We start from the raw sequence: 19,412 nt of genomic DNA on the forward strand, positions 1-19,412 counted from the left end.
AAAGCTGTCATAACAGCTTTCGAGGGGCAGTGTCGCACATTCCAGGCATTAACCTGTGTTATCGCGGGGCACGACCAGCGCGTGCCTTTGCTGCACCAGCCTGGGGGTTAGACTTTCCTGCCGGCGGACGGGAAGTCCGGCGCTGGCTTTTTGCCGGGCGGCGATTCGATGGCGCTGCGCCTCCGCCGCGCATGGGACGTCGCGCCGGTGAGTCTACGGCCGAAGAGACCAGTTTCAGTCCAGCTTCCTGCTCCTGCAATGGAATCCGGCGCTGCAACAGGGTTTCTATATCGTGCAGCTGCTTGCGCTCTTCGCTGCAGACAAAAGAAATAGCGTTACCCGTATGGCCGGCACGACCGGTGCGGCCGATACGATGGACATAATCTTCGGGAACGTTGGGCATCTCATAGTTCACGACAAAGGGCAATTGCTCAATATCGAGACCGCGCGCGGCAATGTCGGTAGCAACCAGCACCCGCACCTTCCCCTGCTTAAAATCAGCCAGGGCCTTGGTTCTGGCACCCTGACTCTTGTTACCGTGGATCGCCGTCGTCGTAATACCGTCCTTGTCCAGCTGACTGGCAAGACGATTAGCGCCATGCTTGGTACGCGTAAACACCAGCACCTGCTGCCAGTTACTGCCGGAGATCAGGTGGGAAAGCAAAGCGCGCTTAAGTCCCTTGTCAATCCGATACATCACCTGATCGACCTGCTCGGCAGCGGTGTTGCGCCGGGCCACTTCAATCATCTCCGGGGCCTTCAACAGACCATCAGCCAGACGCTTGATATCATTGGAAAATGTCGCTGAAAACAGCATATTCTGGCGATTGCGCGGCAACAGAGCAAGAATTTTACGGATATCATGGATAAAGCCCATATCGAGCATGCGATCGGCTTCATCCAGCACCAGCATCTCAACCTGCGACAGGTCGATGGTCTTCTGACCGACATGGTCAAGCAGACGCCCCGGAGTGGCCACCACGATGTCAACCCCGTTACGCAGGGCACTGATCTGCGGACGGATATTGACACCACCGAAAATCACCGTCGATCGTAACGGCAGATACTTACCGTAGAGACGGAAGCTCGCCTCAACCTGGGCCGCCAGTTCGCGGGTCGGGGTCAGAATCAGAGCACGAATCGCACCGCTGCGCTGAGGTGTTTTTTCACTCAAACGCTGCAACATCGGCAGGGCAAAACCGGCGGTTTTACCGGTCCCGGTCTGAGCGCCGGCAAGCAGATCGCCACCTTTTAGTACCACCGGAATCGCCTTGGCCTGAATTGGTGAGGGTTGGCTGTAGCCTGCTTCAGATACAGCACGGAGGAGTTCGGCCCGAAGACCGAGTTGTTCAAACGACATAAATATATTTCTCCAAATGTGGAACCGGCCCATCCCTAAGTGATAAAACGTAAGGAACGGTCAACAGGCAGGAATCTCTTAATTGATGGTCTAAGGGGGAGATATGCGAGGACAATACGCAAAAAGCTAACCGATGGACACGAAAATGACGCCGACCGAAGGCGCCAGAACCTTTGGATACTAACAGAAGCTCCGGCGTCTGTCCACAACAATCACAAAACCTGCCACGGTTTGCAGTCCACAGACGCCTCTTTCACACTCAGCGATTGGTTCCGACACGCGCTGACATGGGGCGCTCACCGCTACCTCAGCGCTCCATCCCGAAGTCCTCATCGGTCAGGGTAGAAGCAAAATGATCCATCGCTTCTTCAGCTTCACTCGGATCCGGAACCCTGGCCAGATGGATCAGGGCATCCCCTTCGTGAACCAGAGGAATGGCAAGCTGACCAATAATGATACCGGCAAAGGGGGCGATCACTTTTTCCTCTTCATCGCCCAAAGGATCGCTCAGCACACCAAGCAGGTCACCTTTTCTGACAAATCCACCCAGTTTCATCCGCCGGGTGAAGATGCCGCTTATATTGGCCCGCATCCAGCTGGTACGATCAGTAATGATTGACTCACGGATCTTTCCACCACGACCAGGGGGAAGCATGTCAACATGACGCATCACCTTAATGATCCCCCTGATACCGGTACGAATCGCGGCATCATTAAAATAAAGGGCTTCACCACCCTCGTAAACCAAAACCGGTTTTCCTTGCGACGCGACCGTTTCACGCAGGGAACCGTCGCGCATTTCAGATGGTACAATCACGGGTGCACCAAAAGCCATTGCCAGATCAACGGTTCTCTGATCTTCCAGGCTCGCTCTGATTTGCGGCATATTGCTGCGGAAGTTGGACCCGGTATGGAGATCAATACCAAAGTCAGATTTTTCAGCGATCTCTTTCATAAAAACATGGGCCAGGCGACCCGCCAGAGACCCTTTTGCGGTTCCCGGAAAAGAACGGTTAAGATCTCGCCGGTCCGGCAAATAACGTGCGCGCTGGATAAATCCGAAAGGATTGACCACCGGCACTGCAATCAGGGTTCCGCGCAGATGGTTAAGCGCCCTGTTTTTTAACAGCTGACGGATAATCTCAACACCATTGATTTCATCACCATGCACGGCCGCGCTGACAAAAAGTGCCGGCCCCGCGCGGCGACCATGAACTACCTGAACCGGCAATGTCACCTCACTATTGGTATACAGGCGTGCTACCGGCAACTCCACAGTTTTGCGGGTACCCGGCGTGATTGTTTCTCCGCCCAACTCAAAATCAGCTACTTTCATCCCTGCCCCTTGGTACGGGTGCGACCCGGTTTTGCCTGCTTTTCAATAAAATCGTAGATCAGGGCGGCAACATCCTTACCAGTCGCCTTTTCTATCCCTTCCAGTCCGGGAGAAGAATTAACCTCCATGACCACCGGCCCATGATTGGAGCGCAACAGGTCAACCCCGGCAACATTCAATCCCATGATCCGTGCTGCCCGAATAGCGGTCATACGTTCTTCCGGGGTCAAGCGCGTCACACTGGAGGTTCCGCCGCGATGCAGGTTGGAACGGAACTCGCCTTCCTTCCCCTGCCGTTTCATGGCCGCGACGACCTTGTCGCCGATAACAAAACACCGGATATCAGCGCCTTGAGCCTCGTTGATGAATTCCTGAACCAGAATATTTGCCTTCAGACCCCGGAACGCCTCAATGACGCTCTCTGCCGCCTTATCTGTTTCGGCCAGAACAACCCCGATCCCCTGTGTGCCCTCCAATAACTTGACCACCAGGGGTGCGCCGCCGACCAGATTGATCAGGTCTTTTGTATATAATGTCGAATGGGCGAAACCGGTCACCGGCAAACCGATCCCCTTACGCGCGAACAACTGCATACTGCGCAATTTGTCGCGCGAACGGGTAATCGCTACCGACTCATTAATGCTGAAGACATTCATCATTTCAAACTGGCGCACAACGGCCGTCCCGTAAAAAGTCACCGACGCCCCAATTCGTGGAATAACCGCATCAAACCCCTGCAATTCCTCACCCTTATAGTGAATTGTCGGACGCTGGCTGGCAATTGTCATATAACAACGTAACGGGTCGATAACCTGCACTTCATAGTTACGTTCTTCTCCAGCCTCAACCAGACGACGGGTCGAGTAGAGTTTTGGATTGCGCGACAAGACTGCAACTTTCATTACATTCTCCTTTTTTGATTTACGATGTTCTCAAGAACGATATTAGTATATTATTTTTTGTCTATTGACAAACTTTTTTTGTCTATGTATATATTTTTATATAACTGGAGGAAATATGGTGAACTACAAAAAGATTGCAAAGCACCTGGTCGATATCTATCAGAATCCCTTCGGTGGAAAACCCAATGGGCGCTATCGTATCTCGATAAAGCATCTGCGCCAGATTGCCGGTTGCAGACGAATTTTCCAGGAAGACATGGACCAGATCTGTAAAGAAATGTATCAGATGGGTTACAGCCTGATCGATCTGGAGTCTTTTTTTGTCGTGATCAGCCACAAAACATTTACCCACTATCGCCGCTACAACGACGGCGTATCGCAGCAGGAACCCGGTGACGGTGAGTCATCCAGTTGACCTCCGGGGCGTACAACTGTTCAATTTGCAATAACCTGTACCTGAATACCTTCAGGACAATCTCCAAGGAGAACTAAATGAAAACAAAAACTTACCTCTGGCCCATTATGCTACTAACCATCACTCTGCTGGTTGCCGGTTGCGGCGTACCTAAACTCAAAGTGGAACCGATACCTGTACCGACAAATCCCACGGAGGAAGCAGCCAAACTTGAAGCCGACATCATCCGTGCCCGCCAGCAACAGGAGAACATCCTTTCCCCAACCTGGTTTTCAAGGGCTGAAGCCTCGCACAAAGAGGCAGCCAGACTCATTGCTGCCAAGGGTGAAATCGGACAGATCAGCAATTATCTTTCCCAGGGATACGCGGAGCTTGGAAAAGCGCAGGAAATATCCAAACTGGCCCGGACCGCTCTGCCTGAGGCAATCAAAAACCGGGATCTTGCCCGCACCGCCGGAGCGACAGCTTTTGAGCAGGACTATGCGGTGCTGGAAAGCGACTTCCTTGATCTGACCCGGGCGATAGAAAACAACAATGTGGGTTATGCACAACGCAATCAGCAGAAAGTTGCCAACAGCTTCCGTGCTATAGAAATCCGGGCCATCAAGGAAAATACCATTGGTGATGTGCGTAAAGTGCTGGCTCAGGCAGAAGCTGAAAATGCCGGCAAAATAGCGCCTGAACTTCTTGCCGAAACCCGCGAGGAACTGCAGCGGGCAGAAAATTATATTGCCGCCAATCCCTACGCAACGAAAGAGATGCAGGAGATGGCCGGCAGCACCCTGTTTAATGCCAAACGGCTTTTACAGCTTACCCGCCAGAGCACAGCATTTCAGCAGATGAAACCGATTGATATCAGTCTCTGGACGGAAGGCCTCATTGCCGGGGTCGCCGCCAATCTTGGTGCTCAGGATATGCGTGACCAATCCTTCGATATCCAAAAAAGCAATGTGCTGGGTGCCGCAACAGCCCTGGTAGAAGACAGAAACTTCCTGTCGAATCAAAGCAGCAACCAAGCCCAGGAAATTGCCGTATTAAACCTCCGGTTGGGCGAAGAGGCAAAAAGGCTTGAGCAGACGGAAGCAACAAAAAGAACCGAACAGGAACGCCTGGCTGCCGAGAAAAAGGCCGCCGAGGAGAGACTCGCTGCCGAGCGACGCTTTAACGAACTCTACAACCAGGTCCAGGCCATGTTCTCCAAAAATGAAGCCGAAAGCTACAAGCAGGGACAACAGATGGTTATCCGTCTGCGTGGCATGAGTTTCCCGATTGGACAGTCGATGATTATGCCCGAGAACTATCCCCTGCTCAGCAAAGTTCAACATGCCATACGTACATTTGAAGGTGCAACTATAACGATTGAAGGTCACACTGATTCCACTGGGTCCGAGGAGCTCAACCAGCACCTTTCACAACAACGCGCTGAGGCGGTTCAAGACTATCTGCTCGCCAATCGGGTTATTGCTTCTGAAAAGGTTTCTGCTATCGGGTACGGACCGAGTCGCCCGTTGGCACCCAATACTACGGCAGAAGGACGAGCCCAGAATCGCAGAATTGATGTGATTATCACTCCCTGATCATTGCATCCTGATTTGAACCGGTAAATCCTTGTGCCGGTACCTTCCATCCCCTCTTTTTGCAGGGGCCAAGGTACCGGCACAAGGAGCGGTTCTACCCGCCACTCACAGAAACTGTTTACAACATATTTTCATCGCCGCCACCAGGCTGACAGGTTTTAAGCAATGGAAACTCAACAAACTGAAAAGCCCTGGGAACATCTCGAAGAACTGATCACGGCAAAAGACGATGCCCGGATCCGATCCTTTCTTGACAACACCAATCCCGCCGATACTGCTCTGGCGATTTCACGAATCAATGATGACCTTGTCAATGAGCTGATGATTCTGCTTAATGCTGAGGACGCTGCTGAACTCATTGAAGACCTGTCTGACACCCAGGCGGCGGAAATCATCGAGGAGATGGACCCGTCACAAGCAGCGGCGATTCTCGAGGAGCTTGACAGCGACCACGTCGTCGACATTCTTGGAGAAATGGATTCCGATGATGCCAACGCCATCATCGGACAGATGAATCCGGAAGACGCCGAAGAAGCGCGGCAGTTCCTCACCTATGACGAGGATACCGCCGGCGGCCTGATGATCTCGGAATTTCTCGATTACCGCAGTAACCAGACCGTTCAGGATGTTCTTGATAATCTACAGACCAACCGTGAGAAATACGCCGAGTACGATGTCCAATACATCTACATAACCGACAACGCAGGTCATCTTGAAGGAGTATTGCGGATGCGCGACCTGCTTTTCCCCCAGCGCTCGACAACCCTGGGAAAGCTGATGATTCGCAACCCCTACAAGATCATCGTCACCGCCCCTCTAGATGAATTGCGCAACTTTTTTGAGGAACACAATCTCTTTGGCGCACCAGTGGTCGACCCGAATAACCGTCTGGTGGGTATTGTTATGCCTGAGGCGGTGGAAGACGCCAGACAGAAAAAAAGTGTGAATCAGTTCTTAAGCCTCTCCGGCATCATCGGTGGTGAAGAGTTCAGATCCATGCCGGTCGCAGTAAGAGCCGGACGTAGATTTTCGTGGCTGTCACTAAACATTTTTTTGAATATCATTGCCGCCAGTATTATCGCCCTGTATCAGGACACCATTGCAGCCGTCATCGCCCTTGCCGTCTTTCTGCCGATTGTCAGCGATATGAGCGGCAATTCCGGACAGCAGGCGGCAGCTGTCAGTATGCGCGAGCTGACACTCGGCTTGCTGCGCCCTCACGAATTAGGGCGGGTCATTATGAAGGAATCCAGCGTTGGCATCCTCAATGGCATCGGATTGGGGTTGTTGCTCGGCGGGCTCGTTTATTTCTGGCAGGGGAACCTGGTGCTGGGCATAGTGATCGGCCTGGCGTTGGCATTAAACACGCTGCTATCGGTTCTGGTTGGCGGACTGACGCCTCTGCTTCTTAAAATGCTCAAGCTTGATCCGGCACTGGTTACCGGTGCCCTCATTACCACGATTACCGACATGGGTGGTTTTTTTCTGGTTCTTAGTTTTGCGACAATTGTACTGGACAAACTCTGAGATGGAAAAAATCATACAGGTTGGATGGCGCGAGTGGTTTTCTCTTCCTGAATTGGGAATAGAGAAAATCAAGGCCAAGATTGATACCGGAGCCAGAACCTCAGCTCTTCATGCTTTTTTTGTCGAACCCTATATGGAAAACGATCAACCGATGATACACTTCGGGGTAAGACCATTGCAAAAGCGTAATAAAATATGGGTGGATTGTGTTTATCCTGTTCATGATTACCGCGAAGTCTGTGACTCCGGCGGACATCGCGAGATGCGTTATGTCATCTATACTCCGATCCGGCTGGGAGAACGTACCTGGCCGATCGAAATGACCCTTACCAACCGCGATACGATGAAATTCCGCATGCTGTTAGGACGAAGTGCCATGCGGGGAATGACCGTCAATCCGAATCATTCCTATCGTTTTGGACGTCCGGATCAAAATCAACTCAGGGAAACAGGGTAACCTTCCCTCGTTGAACCCAAGATTGGCCTTATTGAAGCCCGGGGCTAGTATTCTGAACCAAACGAGGAAAAAACACTGTGAGCCGCTTTCATTCCCCGCACCCATATGACCGCGAAGGCTGGCGGCAGCGTTGCTTTCATGTCATTTTCGGCTATGACACAAATGCAGGGCGAACCTTTGACATCGCCCTGGTCCTGGCTATTCTGGTCAGTGTTACCATTGTCATCTGCGATTCCGTCACCCTGCTACATGCCCGTTACAGGGAAATCTTCAGAACGGCGGAATGGGCATTTACGCTGGTCTTCACGCTGGAATACCTGGTACGGCTTACGGTAATCCGTCAACCCCTCCACTACGCGCGCAGTTTTTATGGTGTCGTTGATCTGCTGGCCCTGCTGCCGACCTATCTGTCACTGTTGTTCCCTGGCCTTCATTTTCTTGCCGTCCTCAGGGTTTTACGCATCCTGCGCATATTCGAAGTCCTGCATATGCGCCGCTACACACGTGCCACCAGTGTACTGCTCGACACCCTGGGCAACAGTTGGCGTAAAATCCTGGTGTTTTTATTGGCGATGTTAACCATTATCACCATCTTCGGCGCACTGTTATACGTTATTGAAGGACCTGAACACGGATTCACCAGCATCCCCATTTCCATGTACTGGGCACTGGTGAGTGTTTCGACCGTAGGCTATGGCGACATCTCGCCGGCAACCCCGTTCGGCAAGCTTGCAGCATCCATCCTGATTCTGATCGGCTACGGTATTATTGCCGTACCAACCGGCATTTATACAGCAGAACTAGCCACATCCCTGCGCACCCGAAACGACGGACGGGCTTGCGAATCCTGCTCTAAAGCCGATCATACCACCGACGCGACTCATTGCCGCCACTGCGGTACCATGCTGCCGGAAACAAAAAAAACCGGTTAGTGTGCCGATCTATGTTAATCCAGCGCCTCGATCTGGTAGTCTTCACACGCGCTGAGGTCGGATCGAACGACCTGTGATTGCTTAGCGATATCACGCAAGGCGGTTCGCAGCCCCTCCTCCAGGACCGGATGGTAAAATGGCATGGCCAGCAGATCATGGACGGTCAGTCCGCGCTGAATGGCCAGGGCGAGCAGATGGGCCATGTGCTCTGCGGCCGGCGCGCACATTTCCGCGCCAAGCAGGCGGGCATCATCGCGGCCGGCATAGATTCGCATCACGCCTTTGTTCTTCTGTGCGGTCAGTGCACGCCCTTGCGAGCCGAAATCAACACTGCCGATCAGACATTGTTCCTGATCAAGGCTGGTGAAACGCTGACCGACTGCTGCAATCCCGGGGTCGGAGAAGACAATAGCCAGCGGCGTCCGGCGTTCAAAGCAGGTCAATTCATCACTGACCGCATTGATGCCGGCGATGAACCCTTCATCTGCAGCTTCATGAAGCAAACCGAGATCCCCATTCACATCCCCGGCAATAAAAATCGGCAGATCACCGACTTGCATCGTGTTGGGATTGAACGGTGGCATGCCATGTTCATCGAGCTTGACATCCAGATCCGCCAATCCCAGTCCGTCGAGGTTAGGCTTGCGCCCGATGGCCACGAGCACCTGCCCGACTTCCAGTCCAACGGAGCCGGACTGAACCCGCACGCCGCCGCTCGTCGCACTGAGCTCAACCTCTTGGCCGATATGAAGGGTCAGTTCCGCACTTAACGTGTCCTGCAGACAGGCATTGACTTGCGGATCGGAAATTCCTGCCAGCCGATCACTGTTACTGAATGCGAACACTTCGACACCCAGGCGCGACAACGCCTGGGCCATTTCAACCCCGATGGCTCCCAGACCGATCACGGCCATCCGTGCCGGCAGAGTTTTCTGCTCAAAAAAGGTGTCGGTGGTCAGCAGCCGTTCGCCCAGCGGCCGCCAGGGGGCAGGGACAACCGGCCTGGTACCGGTGGCGATAATAATGCGTCCGGCTTCAAATTGCTGATCACCAACAGCAACCGTATTCGCTCCGACAAACCTGGCGCGCCCGGCAATACTCCGCTCACCAAGGGCTTCAGTGGACTTGAGCACCCCCGACACAAAACGGTCACGCAAGGCTCTAACCCGTCGCAGCACGGCCGACACATCAATGGACAAGGCAGAACTACCGCGAATACCGAAGGTTTCAGCTCTGTGCCGGGAATGGTAGGCGTTGGCCGCTTCAATCAGGGCCTTGGAAGGCATACAGCCAACCCGGGCGCAGGTGGTGCCGTAGGGGCCGTCGTTAATCAGCACATAACTCTCGGTTCTTTTTTTAACCTGACGCACCGCCGCCAGTCCGGCTGAACCGGCGCCGATGATGACAACATCAACTTGAGTTTTCATTGCATCCTCTTTGCAAGGCAGTCACTTCGCCACGTAAATGACCCCCATTACCTGCCCGGTTTACGAGGCTTGGCGCACAACGGGCTGCACGAAGCCCAGCCGTTCAGAAATGTGCGGTGAATCAACGAACGGACAGGCACACTCGTTTCCCATGCTGCGGTGCAGGCTGTTAAGGGCAACCGTGATGGGTGGCCGGCACATTATTTAAAGCGAGAGATCGCCGATTTGATGGAGCTGCTGAGGGAATCCCAGGCGCTGTCGACACCGGCCTTGAGATCTTCCCAGGCGTCATCACTCGAGTCTTTAAGCTCTTCAAGCTTTTTTCTGGCGGCATCTTGCTGCGATCTCAACTCTTCAATTTTCTTGTAATATTCCAGCTGGATATCGGCCTCGGCCGAGTCTGCCCGGGCTTTTAGTTTATCGATGTCAGCGTTCCATTCATCCAGCTTGGCCTGCAATTTTTTTTCGTAGGCTGCTTTCATGCTCATTGTTTGTTCTCCTTGGTTTTGAGCTCCTTAGAGCCAGGTTAACACCCTATCGTTTCTCATACAGATCGAACGAACAAAAAAATATCAACACCTATCTTACCTTCTGAAGTATATGCTCTTATTATTGCCTTTGCAGATTTTTTTTAACCTTGGAGTCACTATGCACATCGCTACCCTGCTGCTGATTATTTTAAGTGCCGGACTGGCCAGCCAATGGCTGGCCTGGCGGATTCATCTGCCGGCGATTGTCGTCCTGATCACTTCGGGGCTGTTGCTGGGCCCGGTAAGCGGCATCATCGAGCTGGGGCTATCTCAGACTGAATTGACGGAACTCATCGGCCTCGGTGTTGCCATTATCCTGTTTGAAGGCGGCATGGATTTAAAACTGGGCGAAATCCGCCGAGTCGGTCATGGTATCGGCCGCCTGACAATTCTCGGACCTCCCCTTGCCTGGGTTTTCGGTAGCCTGGCGGCACACTATATTGCCGGACTGAGCTGGCCGGTCGCCTGGGTTCTGGGTGCTATTCTGGTCGTCACCGGGCCGACCGTGATCCTGCCTCTGCTGCGCCAGGCGCGCCTCAACAAAGAGTCGGCAGCGCTGCTCAAGTGGGAAGGAATCATCAACGATCCGACCGGGGTTTTACTGGCAGTCCTGACTTTCCAGTATTTCACCTACGCCGGCAGCAGCTGGCAACAGACCGTGTCCGGCCTGGGCCTGGCAATCCTCGCAGCCGCCGTATTCGGCGGTCTGGGCGGCTGGATTACCGGCTGGCTCTATCAGCGCGGATCCGTTCCCGCCCACCTGAAACCCCCGGCCTTGATGGTCCATGTTCTCGCAGCCTACTGGGTCAGCAATCTGGTACAGCATGAGGCGGGACTGCTGACCGTCACGGTAATGGGTCTGGTTATCGGCAATATGAAACTGGTCGAACGTGAGTCACTTCATCATTTCAAGGAAAATCTTACTATCCTGTTGTTAGCGGTACTGTTCATTATCATTCCTTCGCAACTCAAGGTCAGCCAACTGGAATTGCTGAACTGGCGGGTGGCCGCTTTCGTTGTCGCGGTGCTCTTGCTGGTGCGCCCGCTGACCATTGCCCTGGCCACCCTGGGGGCGCCGATCCGGGGTAAGGATAAAATTCTGTTGGGATGGGTCGCCCCACGCGGCATCGTCGCAGCAGCCACCGCAGGAATTTTCGGTCCGGCACTGGTCGCTGCCGGCTATCCAGATGCCGCAGCGCTTTTGCCCATCGTCTTTTTGATCATCATCGTGACGGTTCTGGCCCATGGACTCACCCTGGGACCCCTGGCGCGAAAAATGTCTCTGGCTGCGGAGGATGAAAATGGTTTATTGATCGTGGGAGCCTCGGCCTGGACCCAGGCCCTGGCAAAGGCATTGAAAAAGCGTGAGATCGACGTGGTTGTGGCCGATGGATCTTATCATCGGCTCAAACTGCTGCGCATGGACGGAATCAAGGTCTATTACGGGGAAATTCTTTCTGAGCATGCCGAACATAAACTGGAGGATGAACATCTGAGCTTTCTGTTATGCGCCACCGACAATCATTATTATAACGCCCTGGTCTGTAAAGCCCAGGGGCATGAATTTGGTCACCATCGTACCTTTCAACTGGCCCCGCAAAAGGAGGCCGTCCAGGAGCAAAAACGCCTGACCCTGCAGCAACGAGGCTATTTTGCCTTTGAGCCGCCGACAGATTTTCACACCCTGCAGCAACGCCTGAATGACGGCTGGAGCATACAGACAACCCGCCTGAGTAAGGATTTTGATCTCGATCGACTTAAAAGTCGCCTGGGTGAACTAGGAACGGACTGGATGTTGATCGGTGGCGTATCACCTCAGGGCAAGCTGCTGCTTTACTCTAAAGAACAACCTTTTAACGCCACAACAAACTGGATCTTGCTGTATTTTGCCCCGGAATAACAGGGCAGGAAGTACCTTCATACATGATCATACACGGCTGAAGCCGTTCTCATCCGGGGGTTCCAGTAATGATCATCATTTTGAAATTGTTTCTGTTCAGCACCGGGCAGGTTGACGTCACCATGAGGACAGGTGATTTACAGTTTCGAAGGCTCTTTCTCAACAAAGACAGGCTCTGTCCCTTTTAACGGCAGCAGGGAAATGGCCAGGACGGTGCCGATCAATAACAGGATACCGGCCAGGATAAAGGAGCTTTCCATACCACCATGCGTAGCTTTCATGAAGGAGGAGAGTTTGACCAGCACAAAGGCACCGACGCCCCAGGCTGAGAAGAGGATACCGTAATTAGTCCCGTAATTTTTAGTGCCCCAGTAATCCTTGATAAAAGAAGGAAAGAGAGACAGGTTGGAACCATAGTTGAATCCGATAAAGGTTGCCATCAGGGTCACCAGCAGAGCCCCGGAGTCTTCATTGGAGACAACCCGCACTGCCACGAACATCAGCACCGACTGCAGAGCAAGGAGCAGGATCAGAGTCGTGGCACGGCCGATTTTATCGGACATCAGACCGGCAACAACCCGCCCGGCGGCATTACCGATGGCCATCACTGCAACCGCAATAAAAGCCATTTCACCCATACTTTGCTTGGCGATACCAGCGACACTGCCGATTACCATCAACCCGGCTCCGGCACCAACAAAAAAGATCAGCCACAGGATGTAGAAACGCCGCTCTTTGAGCATCTGGATGAGTGTAGCATCCACACAGGTTTTTTTCCCAACGGCTTCGGGAGGATGCTGTACAGCCGGAACAAACCCGGTCGGCGGGTTAATCAACAGTAGTGACATCGTGCAAACAATTACGATAAAGACCACTCCTAAAATCATCATCGTTGTATGAAGACCATAGTGCCCAAGCAGGTATTGGCAGACCGGGGCCAGATAGACCGGAGCGATACCAAAACCGGAAACGACGATACCGGCAACCAACCCGGTTTTTGCCGGTGAAAACCATTTCAGGGCTGGAGGAGTCGCAGCCGAATAACCGAAACCGATCCCGGTACCGGCCAGCACCCCGAAGCCAATAACCCAACCCCAATAGCTGGAGCTCTGAGAGCAGACCAGGAATCCGGCCCCGACCAGCAATCCCCCAAGAAATGCAATCACTCGCGGGCCAACTTTGTCCTGCATTTTTCCGCCGATGATCATCGACGCGGCAAAGGCCAGACAGGCGGTCGCATAAGGATCACCGGAGCCAGGAAATAGTGTCGCAATATCTGCCGCCAGCATACTGTAAGCGTAGAGGATGCCCAACGCCAGATTAATCCCGAGGCCGGCAACAACCACCTGCAACCCACCACTTTTAGCTGTTTTTGTTCCCGACAAGAGTACTGGCCCTGTCAGTACAGACAAAGGCTTGTCAGAGTTCACACTGTGCAGACGGTGGGACAATGGCCACTTGCTATTGTAGTTGATTGACAAAGGAGCACGGCTCATGACAGTCCACTTTCGCAAAGGGGTGGCAAAAAATAAATTGGTATGACCATTTATATATTTTGACCGGTCCCTTGTAAATATAATTCGGTAGACTGTCGTGCTTTTTCTTACCCTGCAGTGGCTGTTCGCCATGTCATCAGATGTTGTCATCCCTGAGTGTTGTTGTCGGAAATCCAGAGCCAAGAGCTGGATTCCGGCCAAAACATTTCGGATTAACGCTGGAAGACGTCTTCAGGAACGATAAGTAATGAAAGGGGTGCCGGGGATAAAGACAGGGGATCCACTCTTACGAACGGGCCACAACTGGTAGCGGCAGTACCATCTCACATCAGATCGGGGTATTCCACCTGTTCCCCGCCTGACGTAGTGATAACCGTTTTGCCGGAGCGCTGGAATAAACCGTCGGGCAGCAGCGGTGCCTTCCCTTTGCCACCAGGCAGGTCAACGACAAAATGCGGGCAGGCCATGCCCGACACCGGGCCGCGTAAACTGCGGATGATGTCCAGACCGGTCTGCAGGGGGGTGCGGAAATGAGCGGTGCCCTGGGCGAGATCCATCTGATGCAGGTAATAAGGACGCACGCGGATTTTCAGCAAGCCGCGCAGCAGCTCAGTCATGGTGGCGATATCATTGTTAACCCCGCGCAGCAGCACCGTCTGGTTACCGAGGATAATGCCGCTGTCAGCGAGCCGGGCACAAGCTGCTGCAGAATCCGGCGTCAGCTCACGTGGATGATTAAAGTGGGTATTGAGATAAAGTGGGGCATAGTGCTTGAGCATTTCACACAGCGTCGGGGTGATGCGCTCCGGCAGGGTCACCGGGACCCGGCTGCCGATGCGAATGATCTCAACGTGAGGGATTGCGTATATCCGGGCGAGCAGATCCTCGAGGACGTTGTCGGGCAAAATCAGAGGGTCGCCGCCGGAGAGAATCACATCACGAATCCGGTTATCGCCGGCGATATAGTCGATCCCTTCACGTTGTTCACGAAAACTGACGGCATGCTTACTGTTACCAACCTTGCGCTTGCGGGTACAGAAGCGGCAATAGCCGGCACAATTGTTAGACGCCAGCAGAATGACCCGATCGGGATAGCGGTGGATAACCGCCGGCACCGGGGAGTGGACCTGCTCCGCCAGCGGGTCGGCAAAACCTTCAGCCTTGAGCTCCTGCACATCGGGAACACACTGGCGCCAGATCGGATCGCCGACTGTCTCAATCAAATCCAGATAGCCGGGAGTAATCTTCAGCGGATAGAGCGTTGTCACCTCACGCAAAGGTTCCGGATCAATCCCGAACCGAAGGGCCAGCTCATCTACCGTCGTTAAACTTTCTTTGAGGCGCTGCTGCCAGAAATCCATCGTCATCAGACTGTCTCAGCGTTATTCATCGGGCGACTCTTCCAACGACCCGCCGAGATTTTTCACCATATCCTGCAACTGGCGATTCTGTCGGGTCAACTGATCAATGCGCAGGTTGCAATCAGTGACAACGGCATTGAGTTCTTCCAGCAGTCGCTCCTGATAGCTGGCGCGAATTTCCAGCTCGTCCAGACGTTCCGTCAAACTGTTAGGCATAATCCTCTCCTCCTGGCACACTAATCTATATATAGCTGTCAAAGAGGATTATGCCAACAGTTGAAACCGCTGATCTCTTCGAAAATAACCGATTTCTGAAAAAAACTACTTCACGTGATACTGAAACTCGAACTGCCGCGTCCTGTTATCATGCATCTGGGAGCCGACCTGAAGGGTATAGATCCCCTTTTCGCTCAGCTCAACATCTCCACCAAAGGCCCCGTCCATGCCCTGCAGAGAAATCGCCGGCAAGGTTTGGCCACCAGGGGTAACAATACGCACCGCCACCCGACCGGAATCGATCACCGCCATTGTCGCGGCGTCTTCAAAAGCTACCATCAGGTGATGGGTCTGTTTCATGCCGGCGGCGGCCATGGCCTCCCTCGTATCGCTGATATGTGCCATAGCTTTTACGCCATCCAGGGTTGTGGCGCCGAGCATCTCCATTTCGGAACTCATTTCCATCCCCATATGGCCTCCACCATGTCCTGATTCCGATGTTGTTTTCATCTCCTGGCTGCCATGGCCGCTGTGACCACCACCATGATTCATCGCCATTGAGAATCCGGCGGTTACCAACAACAGACTTAAAGCCACACCGGTAATTCGTTTCATACTTTTTTTCATGTCAGTTCTCCTTGGTTGTGCGGAACAGGCTCCGCAATGATTGTTATATCGTCATCCGGAACCGTCGGCTCCGGACTGGGATCCAGCGAACGGGACCGCCAGAGGTAAAATAAAACCGGATAAACCAGCAGTTCAAGAATGAGCGAACTGACAGTGCCACCGATCATCGGTGCAGCAATCCGTTTCATCACGTCGGAACCGATACCACTACTCCACATGATCGGCATCAGACCGACAATAATGGTGATCACCGTCATCAGCTTCGGTCTGATCCGCCGCACCGCACCGTAATGAATTGCCTGAATCAGATCGCCACGAGTGCGCATCCGCCCCTGCTCACTCCAGCGGCTATGCGCCAGATCGAGGTACAGCAGCATCACCACGCCGGTCTCCGCATCGAGCCCGGCCAGGGCGATCAGCCCGACCCAGACCCCGATCGACATATTGTAATCGAGCAGGTAGAGCAGCCAGAAAGCACCGATCAGGGAAAAAGGAACGGCTGAAAAAACAATGGCGGTTCGGACCACCGATTTGGTACTCAGATAAATCAGGACGAAAATCACCACAACCGTCATCGGGATAATCACCAGCAGACGCTCCCGGGTCGCTTCGATATATTCGTACTGTCCGCTCCAGACGATGTTATAGCCCGGCGGCAGGGTGATCCGTTCGGTGACCGCTGCTCTGGCAGCAGCAACATAGCCGCCGACATCGCTGCTGGTCAGATCGACATACACCCAGACCGTCCGCCGGGCATTTTCACTTTTGATACTGTCAGGTGCCTGGCGCACGACCAGATTCGCCACCTGCGCCAGGGGAATATGGCGTCCGCCCGGAGCAGGCACCAGCACCCGCGCCAGGCCATCAGCATCGTCACGAAAATCCCGGTCATAGCGGACATTGATGGTGTAGCGCTCCAGCCCTTCAACGGTTTCGGCAATACTCATCCCGCCAATGGCGGTCTGAACAACAGTGGTGATATCGCCGATATTGATTCCGTAACGGGCCGCGGCTTTTCGATCAATCTCAATATCGAGGAAGAAACCCCCTACCGCCCGCTCGGCTATCGCTGAACGGGTGCCGGGCACATCCCGCACGACCGCTTCGATCTCTTGGGCAAGACGACTTAAAACATTCAGATCATCCCCCATCACCTTGATCCCGACCGGGGTCTTGATGCCGGTGGAGAGCATGTCGATCCGGGTCTTGATCGGCATCGTCCAGGAGTTGGTCAAACCGGGAAAGCGCACCGCCCGGTTGAGCTCATCGGTCAGCTGATCGATGGTCATCTGCTGTGATTCAGGAAACATCCGGCGCAATGGTGTTTTGAGAAAATCAAGAGTAGCGGACCAGTTACTGTAAAAACGCTCCGCCGGCAGATAACGCCATTCCTCCCGGGGCTTGAGCAGAATCGTGGTTTCCAGCATCATCATCGGCGCCGGGTCGGTGGCCGTTTCGGCTCGACCGATTTTACCGAACACCCGCTCCACCTCGGGGAAAGAGGCGATGATCTTATCCGTCTGTTGCAGCAGTTCCCTGGCCTTGGTCACCGAGATACCGGGCAGGGTGGTCGGCATGTAGAGCAGATCCCCCTCATACAGAGGCGGCATGAATTCGCTACCGATACGACTGATGGGATAGGCCGTCGACACCAGCAGCAGCAGGGTGACCAGCAGCACCGTCTTGCGCCGCCGCAGGACAAAATCGACCAGCGGATGATAAATCCGGATCAATCCTCGATTGATCGGGTTGGCCGTCTCGCCACGAATCCGTCCGCGGATAAACACGCTCATCAGTACCGGCACCAGGGTGATGGAGAGCAGCGCTGCTGCCGCCATGGCATAGGTCTTGGTATAGGCCAGCGGCTTGAACATGCGTCCGGCCTGCTCCTGCAGGGTAAACACCGGAGCAAAGGAGACGGTAATCACCAGCAGGGCAAAAAAGATCGTCGGCCCGACCTCTTTGGCAGCCTCGATAATGATCGACTTGCGCGGCGCATCAGCCGGCGCATGCTCCAGCTTCTTGTGAGCGTTCTCGACCATGATGATGGCCGAATCAACCATGGTGCCGATGGCAATGGCGATGCCGCCGAGGCTCATGATGTTGAAACTGATCCCCTGCAGATACATGATGATGAACGACATCAGGATCGCTACCGGCAACGCCAGGATGACGACAAAGGCGCTCGGAAGGTGGAACAGGAAGAGAATAATCACCAGGGCCACGACAATGCTCTCTTCAATCAACTTGCGTTGCAGGTTCTTGACCGCTCCGGTGATCAGTTCACTGCGGTCATAGGTCGGGACGATCGCGACCCCTTGCGGCAACCCGTCTTTCAGCTCCTCCAGTTTCTGTTTGATCCGGTCGATGGTTTTCAGGGCATTCTCACCCGAGCGCATGACGATGATCCCGCCGGCCACTTCCCCCTCACCGTTCAGTTCGGCAATACCCCGCCGCATCTCAGAACCAAGGCGGACATCAGCCAGATCCCCCACCCGGATCGGGACCCCTTCAGGGGTCGCCATCACCACAATCTCCCTCAGATCTTCTACGGAGCCAACGTAACCATTCGTGGTACGTACCATGAATTCGGTTTCGCCCATCTCGATGGCACCGCCGCCGACATCGAGGTTGGCATTACGGATCGCCATCATCAGTTCGGTTATCGAGATGTTGTAGACAAGCAACCGGTTGGGATCGATCGCCACCTGATACTGCTTGACGAAGCCACCGAGACCGGCAACCTCCGACACCCCTTCCACCGAGGACAGCTCATAGCGCAGGTACCAGTCCTGAATACTGCGCAGCTGTTGCAGATCGTGGCGGTCTGAAGTCAGTGCATACTGGTAGACCCAACCGACTCCGCTCGCATCGGGCCCCAGCACCGGATTAATCCCCTCGGGCAGTCGCCCGGAAACAGAGTTGAGATATTCCAGTACCCGCGAGCGGGCCCAGTAGAGGTCGGTTCCGTCTTCAAAGATGACGTAGACAAAGGAATAGCCGAAGAAGGAATAACCGCGCACCGTCTTGGCCCCCGGCACCGCCAGCATCTGGGTGGTCAGGGGGTAAGTGACCTGATCCTCCACCACCTGGGGCGCCTGCCCCGGGTACTCGGTAAAGACGATCACCTGGACGTCCGACAGATCGGGAATCGCATCGATGGGCGTGTTACGCAGAGCAAACAGCCCGCCCGCCACCAGAAAAGCGGTGGTCAGGATCACCAGAAAACGGTTGCGAAACGACCATTCAATGACATGGGATAACATCGAAACAACCTTTCATGGCCAGAGCCTCATTTCTCACTTTGTTGCGTCTTGCTGCGAAAAAGGCCGGCATTGGAGTGTTTGAA

General features: G+C 54.0%; 16 protein-coding genes. 6 read left to right on the plus strand and 10 right to left on the minus strand.

Annotated features, from left to right (window positions below; translation table 11 throughout):
• Positions 1-58: 58 nt before the first annotated feature.
• The 3 genes from AC1931_RS11095 to rimK form a co-directional block, all read right to left on the minus strand.
• Positions 59-1,360 carry a DEAD/DEAH box helicase gene (locus tag AC1931_RS11095; protein ID WP_483877332.1) on the minus strand — a complete coding sequence of 434 codons (1,302 nt, stop codon included), beginning with the start codon at positions 1,358-1,360 and terminating at the stop codon, positions 59-61.
• Between the two features lie 307 nt (positions 1,361-1,667).
• Positions 1,668-2,696: a succinylglutamate desuccinylase/aspartoacylase family protein gene (locus tag AC1931_RS11100; RefSeq protein ID WP_483877333.1), complete on the minus strand. Its 1,029-nt coding sequence runs from the start codon at positions 2,694-2,696 to the stop codon at positions 1,668-1,670.
• Positions 2,693-3,598 (minus strand): 30S ribosomal protein S6--L-glutamate ligase, encoded by a 906-nt coding sequence (rimK, locus tag AC1931_RS11105; RefSeq protein WP_483877334.1) that lies wholly within the window; start codon positions 3,596-3,598, stop codon positions 2,693-2,695. The genes AC1931_RS11100 and rimK overlap by 4 nt, the downstream gene beginning before the upstream one ends.
• 115 nt (positions 3,599-3,713) lie before the next feature.
• Here rimK and AC1931_RS11110 point away from each other — a divergent pair, with 115 nt between their 5' ends.
• From AC1931_RS11110 to AC1931_RS11130, 5 genes are all read left to right on the plus strand, one after another.
• Positions 3,714-4,013, plus strand: coding sequence for a hypothetical protein (locus AC1931_RS11110; RefSeq protein ID WP_483877335.1), 300 nt, complete (start codon positions 3,714-3,716; stop codon positions 4,011-4,013).
• 77 nt (positions 4,014-4,090) lie between these two features.
• Positions 4,091-5,590, plus strand: a complete 1,500-nt coding sequence (locus AC1931_RS11115) for an OmpA family protein (RefSeq protein ID WP_483877336.1) — start codon at positions 4,091-4,093, stop codon at positions 5,588-5,590.
• Between the two features lie 165 nt (positions 5,591-5,755).
• Positions 5,756-7,117 (plus strand): magnesium transporter, encoded by a 1,362-nt coding sequence (gene mgtE / locus AC1931_RS11120; protein ID WP_483877337.1) that lies wholly within the window; start codon positions 5,756-5,758, stop codon positions 7,115-7,117.
• Position 7,118: 1 nt separating this feature from the next.
• Entirely contained in the window at positions 7,119-7,574 is a 456-nt protein-coding gene (locus tag AC1931_RS11125; RefSeq protein WP_483877338.1) for an ATP-dependent zinc protease family protein, read from the plus strand.
• A gap of 77 nt (positions 7,575-7,651) precedes the next feature.
• On the plus strand, positions 7,652-8,506 hold the full coding sequence (locus AC1931_RS11130; protein ID WP_483877339.1) for an ion transporter: 855 nt from the start codon (positions 7,652-7,654) through the stop codon (positions 8,504-8,506).
• 14 nt (positions 8,507-8,520) lie between these two features.
• Here AC1931_RS11130 and AC1931_RS11135 read toward each other — a convergent pair whose 3' ends face one another.
• Together AC1931_RS11135 and AC1931_RS11140 are read right to left on the minus strand one after the other, a co-directional pair.
• Positions 8,521-9,933, minus strand: a complete 1,413-nt coding sequence (locus AC1931_RS11135; protein WP_483877340.1) for a dihydrolipoyl dehydrogenase — start codon at positions 9,931-9,933, stop codon at positions 8,521-8,523.
• A 200-nt stretch (positions 9,934-10,133) separates the two neighbouring features.
• Positions 10,134-10,421: a sll1863 family stress response protein gene (locus AC1931_RS11140; protein ID WP_483877341.1), complete on the minus strand. Its 288-nt coding sequence runs from the start codon at positions 10,419-10,421 to the stop codon at positions 10,134-10,136.
• A 160-nt stretch (positions 10,422-10,581) separates the two neighbouring features.
• Between AC1931_RS11140 and AC1931_RS11145 the strand changes: the two genes are divergently transcribed.
• Positions 10,582-12,363 carry a cation:proton antiporter gene (locus tag AC1931_RS11145; RefSeq protein WP_483877342.1) on the plus strand — a complete coding sequence of 594 codons (1,782 nt, stop codon included), beginning with the start codon at positions 10,582-10,584 and terminating at the stop codon, positions 12,361-12,363.
• Between the two features lie 137 nt (positions 12,364-12,500).
• On the opposite strand, the gene AC1931_RS11150 is transcribed toward AC1931_RS11145, so the two are convergent.
• The 5 genes from AC1931_RS11150 to AC1931_RS11170 form a co-directional block, all read right to left on the minus strand.
• Complete coding sequence (locus AC1931_RS11150; RefSeq protein ID WP_483877343.1) at positions 12,501-13,748, minus strand: L-lactate MFS transporter; 1,248 nt, start codon at positions 13,746-13,748, stop codon at positions 12,501-12,503.
• A gap of 434 nt (positions 13,749-14,182) precedes the next feature.
• The gene (locus AC1931_RS11155; RefSeq protein ID WP_483877344.1) at positions 14,183-15,226 is read right to left on the minus strand and encodes a KamA family radical SAM protein; all 1,044 of its coding nucleotides are present in this window, start codon (positions 15,224-15,226) and stop codon (positions 14,183-14,185) included.
• A gap of 15 nt (positions 15,227-15,241) precedes the next feature.
• Complete coding sequence (locus tag AC1931_RS11160; RefSeq protein ID WP_483877345.1) at positions 15,242-15,436, minus strand: SlyX family protein; 195 nt, start codon at positions 15,434-15,436, stop codon at positions 15,242-15,244.
• A 105-nt stretch (positions 15,437-15,541) separates the two neighbouring features.
• On the minus strand, positions 15,542-16,063 hold the full coding sequence (locus tag AC1931_RS11165; protein ID WP_483877346.1) for a hypothetical protein: 522 nt from the start codon (positions 16,061-16,063) through the stop codon (positions 15,542-15,544).
• Entirely contained in the window at positions 16,060-19,329 is a 3,270-nt protein-coding gene (locus AC1931_RS11170) for an efflux RND transporter permease subunit (RefSeq protein WP_483877347.1), read from the minus strand. The genes AC1931_RS11165 and AC1931_RS11170 overlap by 4 nt, the downstream gene beginning before the upstream one ends.
• Between the last annotated feature and the right edge of the window lie 83 nt (positions 19,330-19,412).

The sequence above is a fragment of the Pelovirga sp. C15f genome (assembly GCF_057178085.1).

Bases quoted from the DNA above. Each gene is read 5' to 3' on its own strand.
- AC1931_RS11095 (WP_483877332.1), bottom strand. From the start codon at position 1,360: ATGTCGTTTGAACAACTCGGTCTTCGGGCCGAACTCCTCCGTGCTGTA.
- AC1931_RS11100 (WP_483877333.1), bottom strand. From the start codon at position 2,696: ATGAAAGTAGCTGATTTTGAGTTGGGCGGAGAAACAATCACGCCGGGT.
- rimK (WP_483877334.1), bottom strand. From the start codon at position 3,598: ATGAAAGTTGCAGTCTTGTCGCGCAATCCAAAACTCTACTCGACCCGT.
- AC1931_RS11110 (WP_483877335.1), top strand. From the start codon at position 3,714: ATGGTGAACTACAAAAAGATTGCAAAGCACCTGGTCGATATCTATCAG.
- AC1931_RS11115 (WP_483877336.1), top strand. From the start codon at position 4,091: ATGAAAACAAAAACTTACCTCTGGCCCATTATGCTACTAACCATCACT.
- mgtE (WP_483877337.1), top strand. From the start codon at position 5,756: ATGGAAACTCAACAAACTGAAAAGCCCTGGGAACATCTCGAAGAACTG.
- AC1931_RS11125 (WP_483877338.1), top strand. From the start codon at position 7,119: ATGGAAAAAATCATACAGGTTGGATGGCGCGAGTGGTTTTCTCTTCCT.
- AC1931_RS11135 (WP_483877340.1), bottom strand. From the start codon at position 9,933: ATGAAAACTCAAGTTGATGTTGTCATCATCGGCGCCGGTTCAGCCGGA.
- AC1931_RS11140 (WP_483877341.1), bottom strand. From the start codon at position 10,421: ATGAGCATGAAAGCAGCCTACGAAAAAAAATTGCAGGCCAAGCTGGAT.
- AC1931_RS11145 (WP_483877342.1), top strand. From the start codon at position 10,582: ATGCACATCGCTACCCTGCTGCTGATTATTTTAAGTGCCGGACTGGCC.
- AC1931_RS11155 (WP_483877344.1), bottom strand. From the start codon at position 15,226: ATGACGATGGATTTCTGGCAGCAGCGCCTCAAAGAAAGTTTAACGACG.
- AC1931_RS11160 (WP_483877345.1), bottom strand. From the start codon at position 15,436: ATGCCTAACAGTTTGACGGAACGTCTGGACGAGCTGGAAATTCGCGCC.
- AC1931_RS11165 (WP_483877346.1), bottom strand. From the start codon at position 16,063: ATGAAAAAAAGTATGAAACGAATTACCGGTGTGGCTTTAAGTCTGTTG.
- AC1931_RS11170 (WP_483877347.1), bottom strand. From the start codon at position 19,329: ATGTTATCCCATGTCATTGAATGGTCGTTTCGCAACCGTTTTCTGGTG.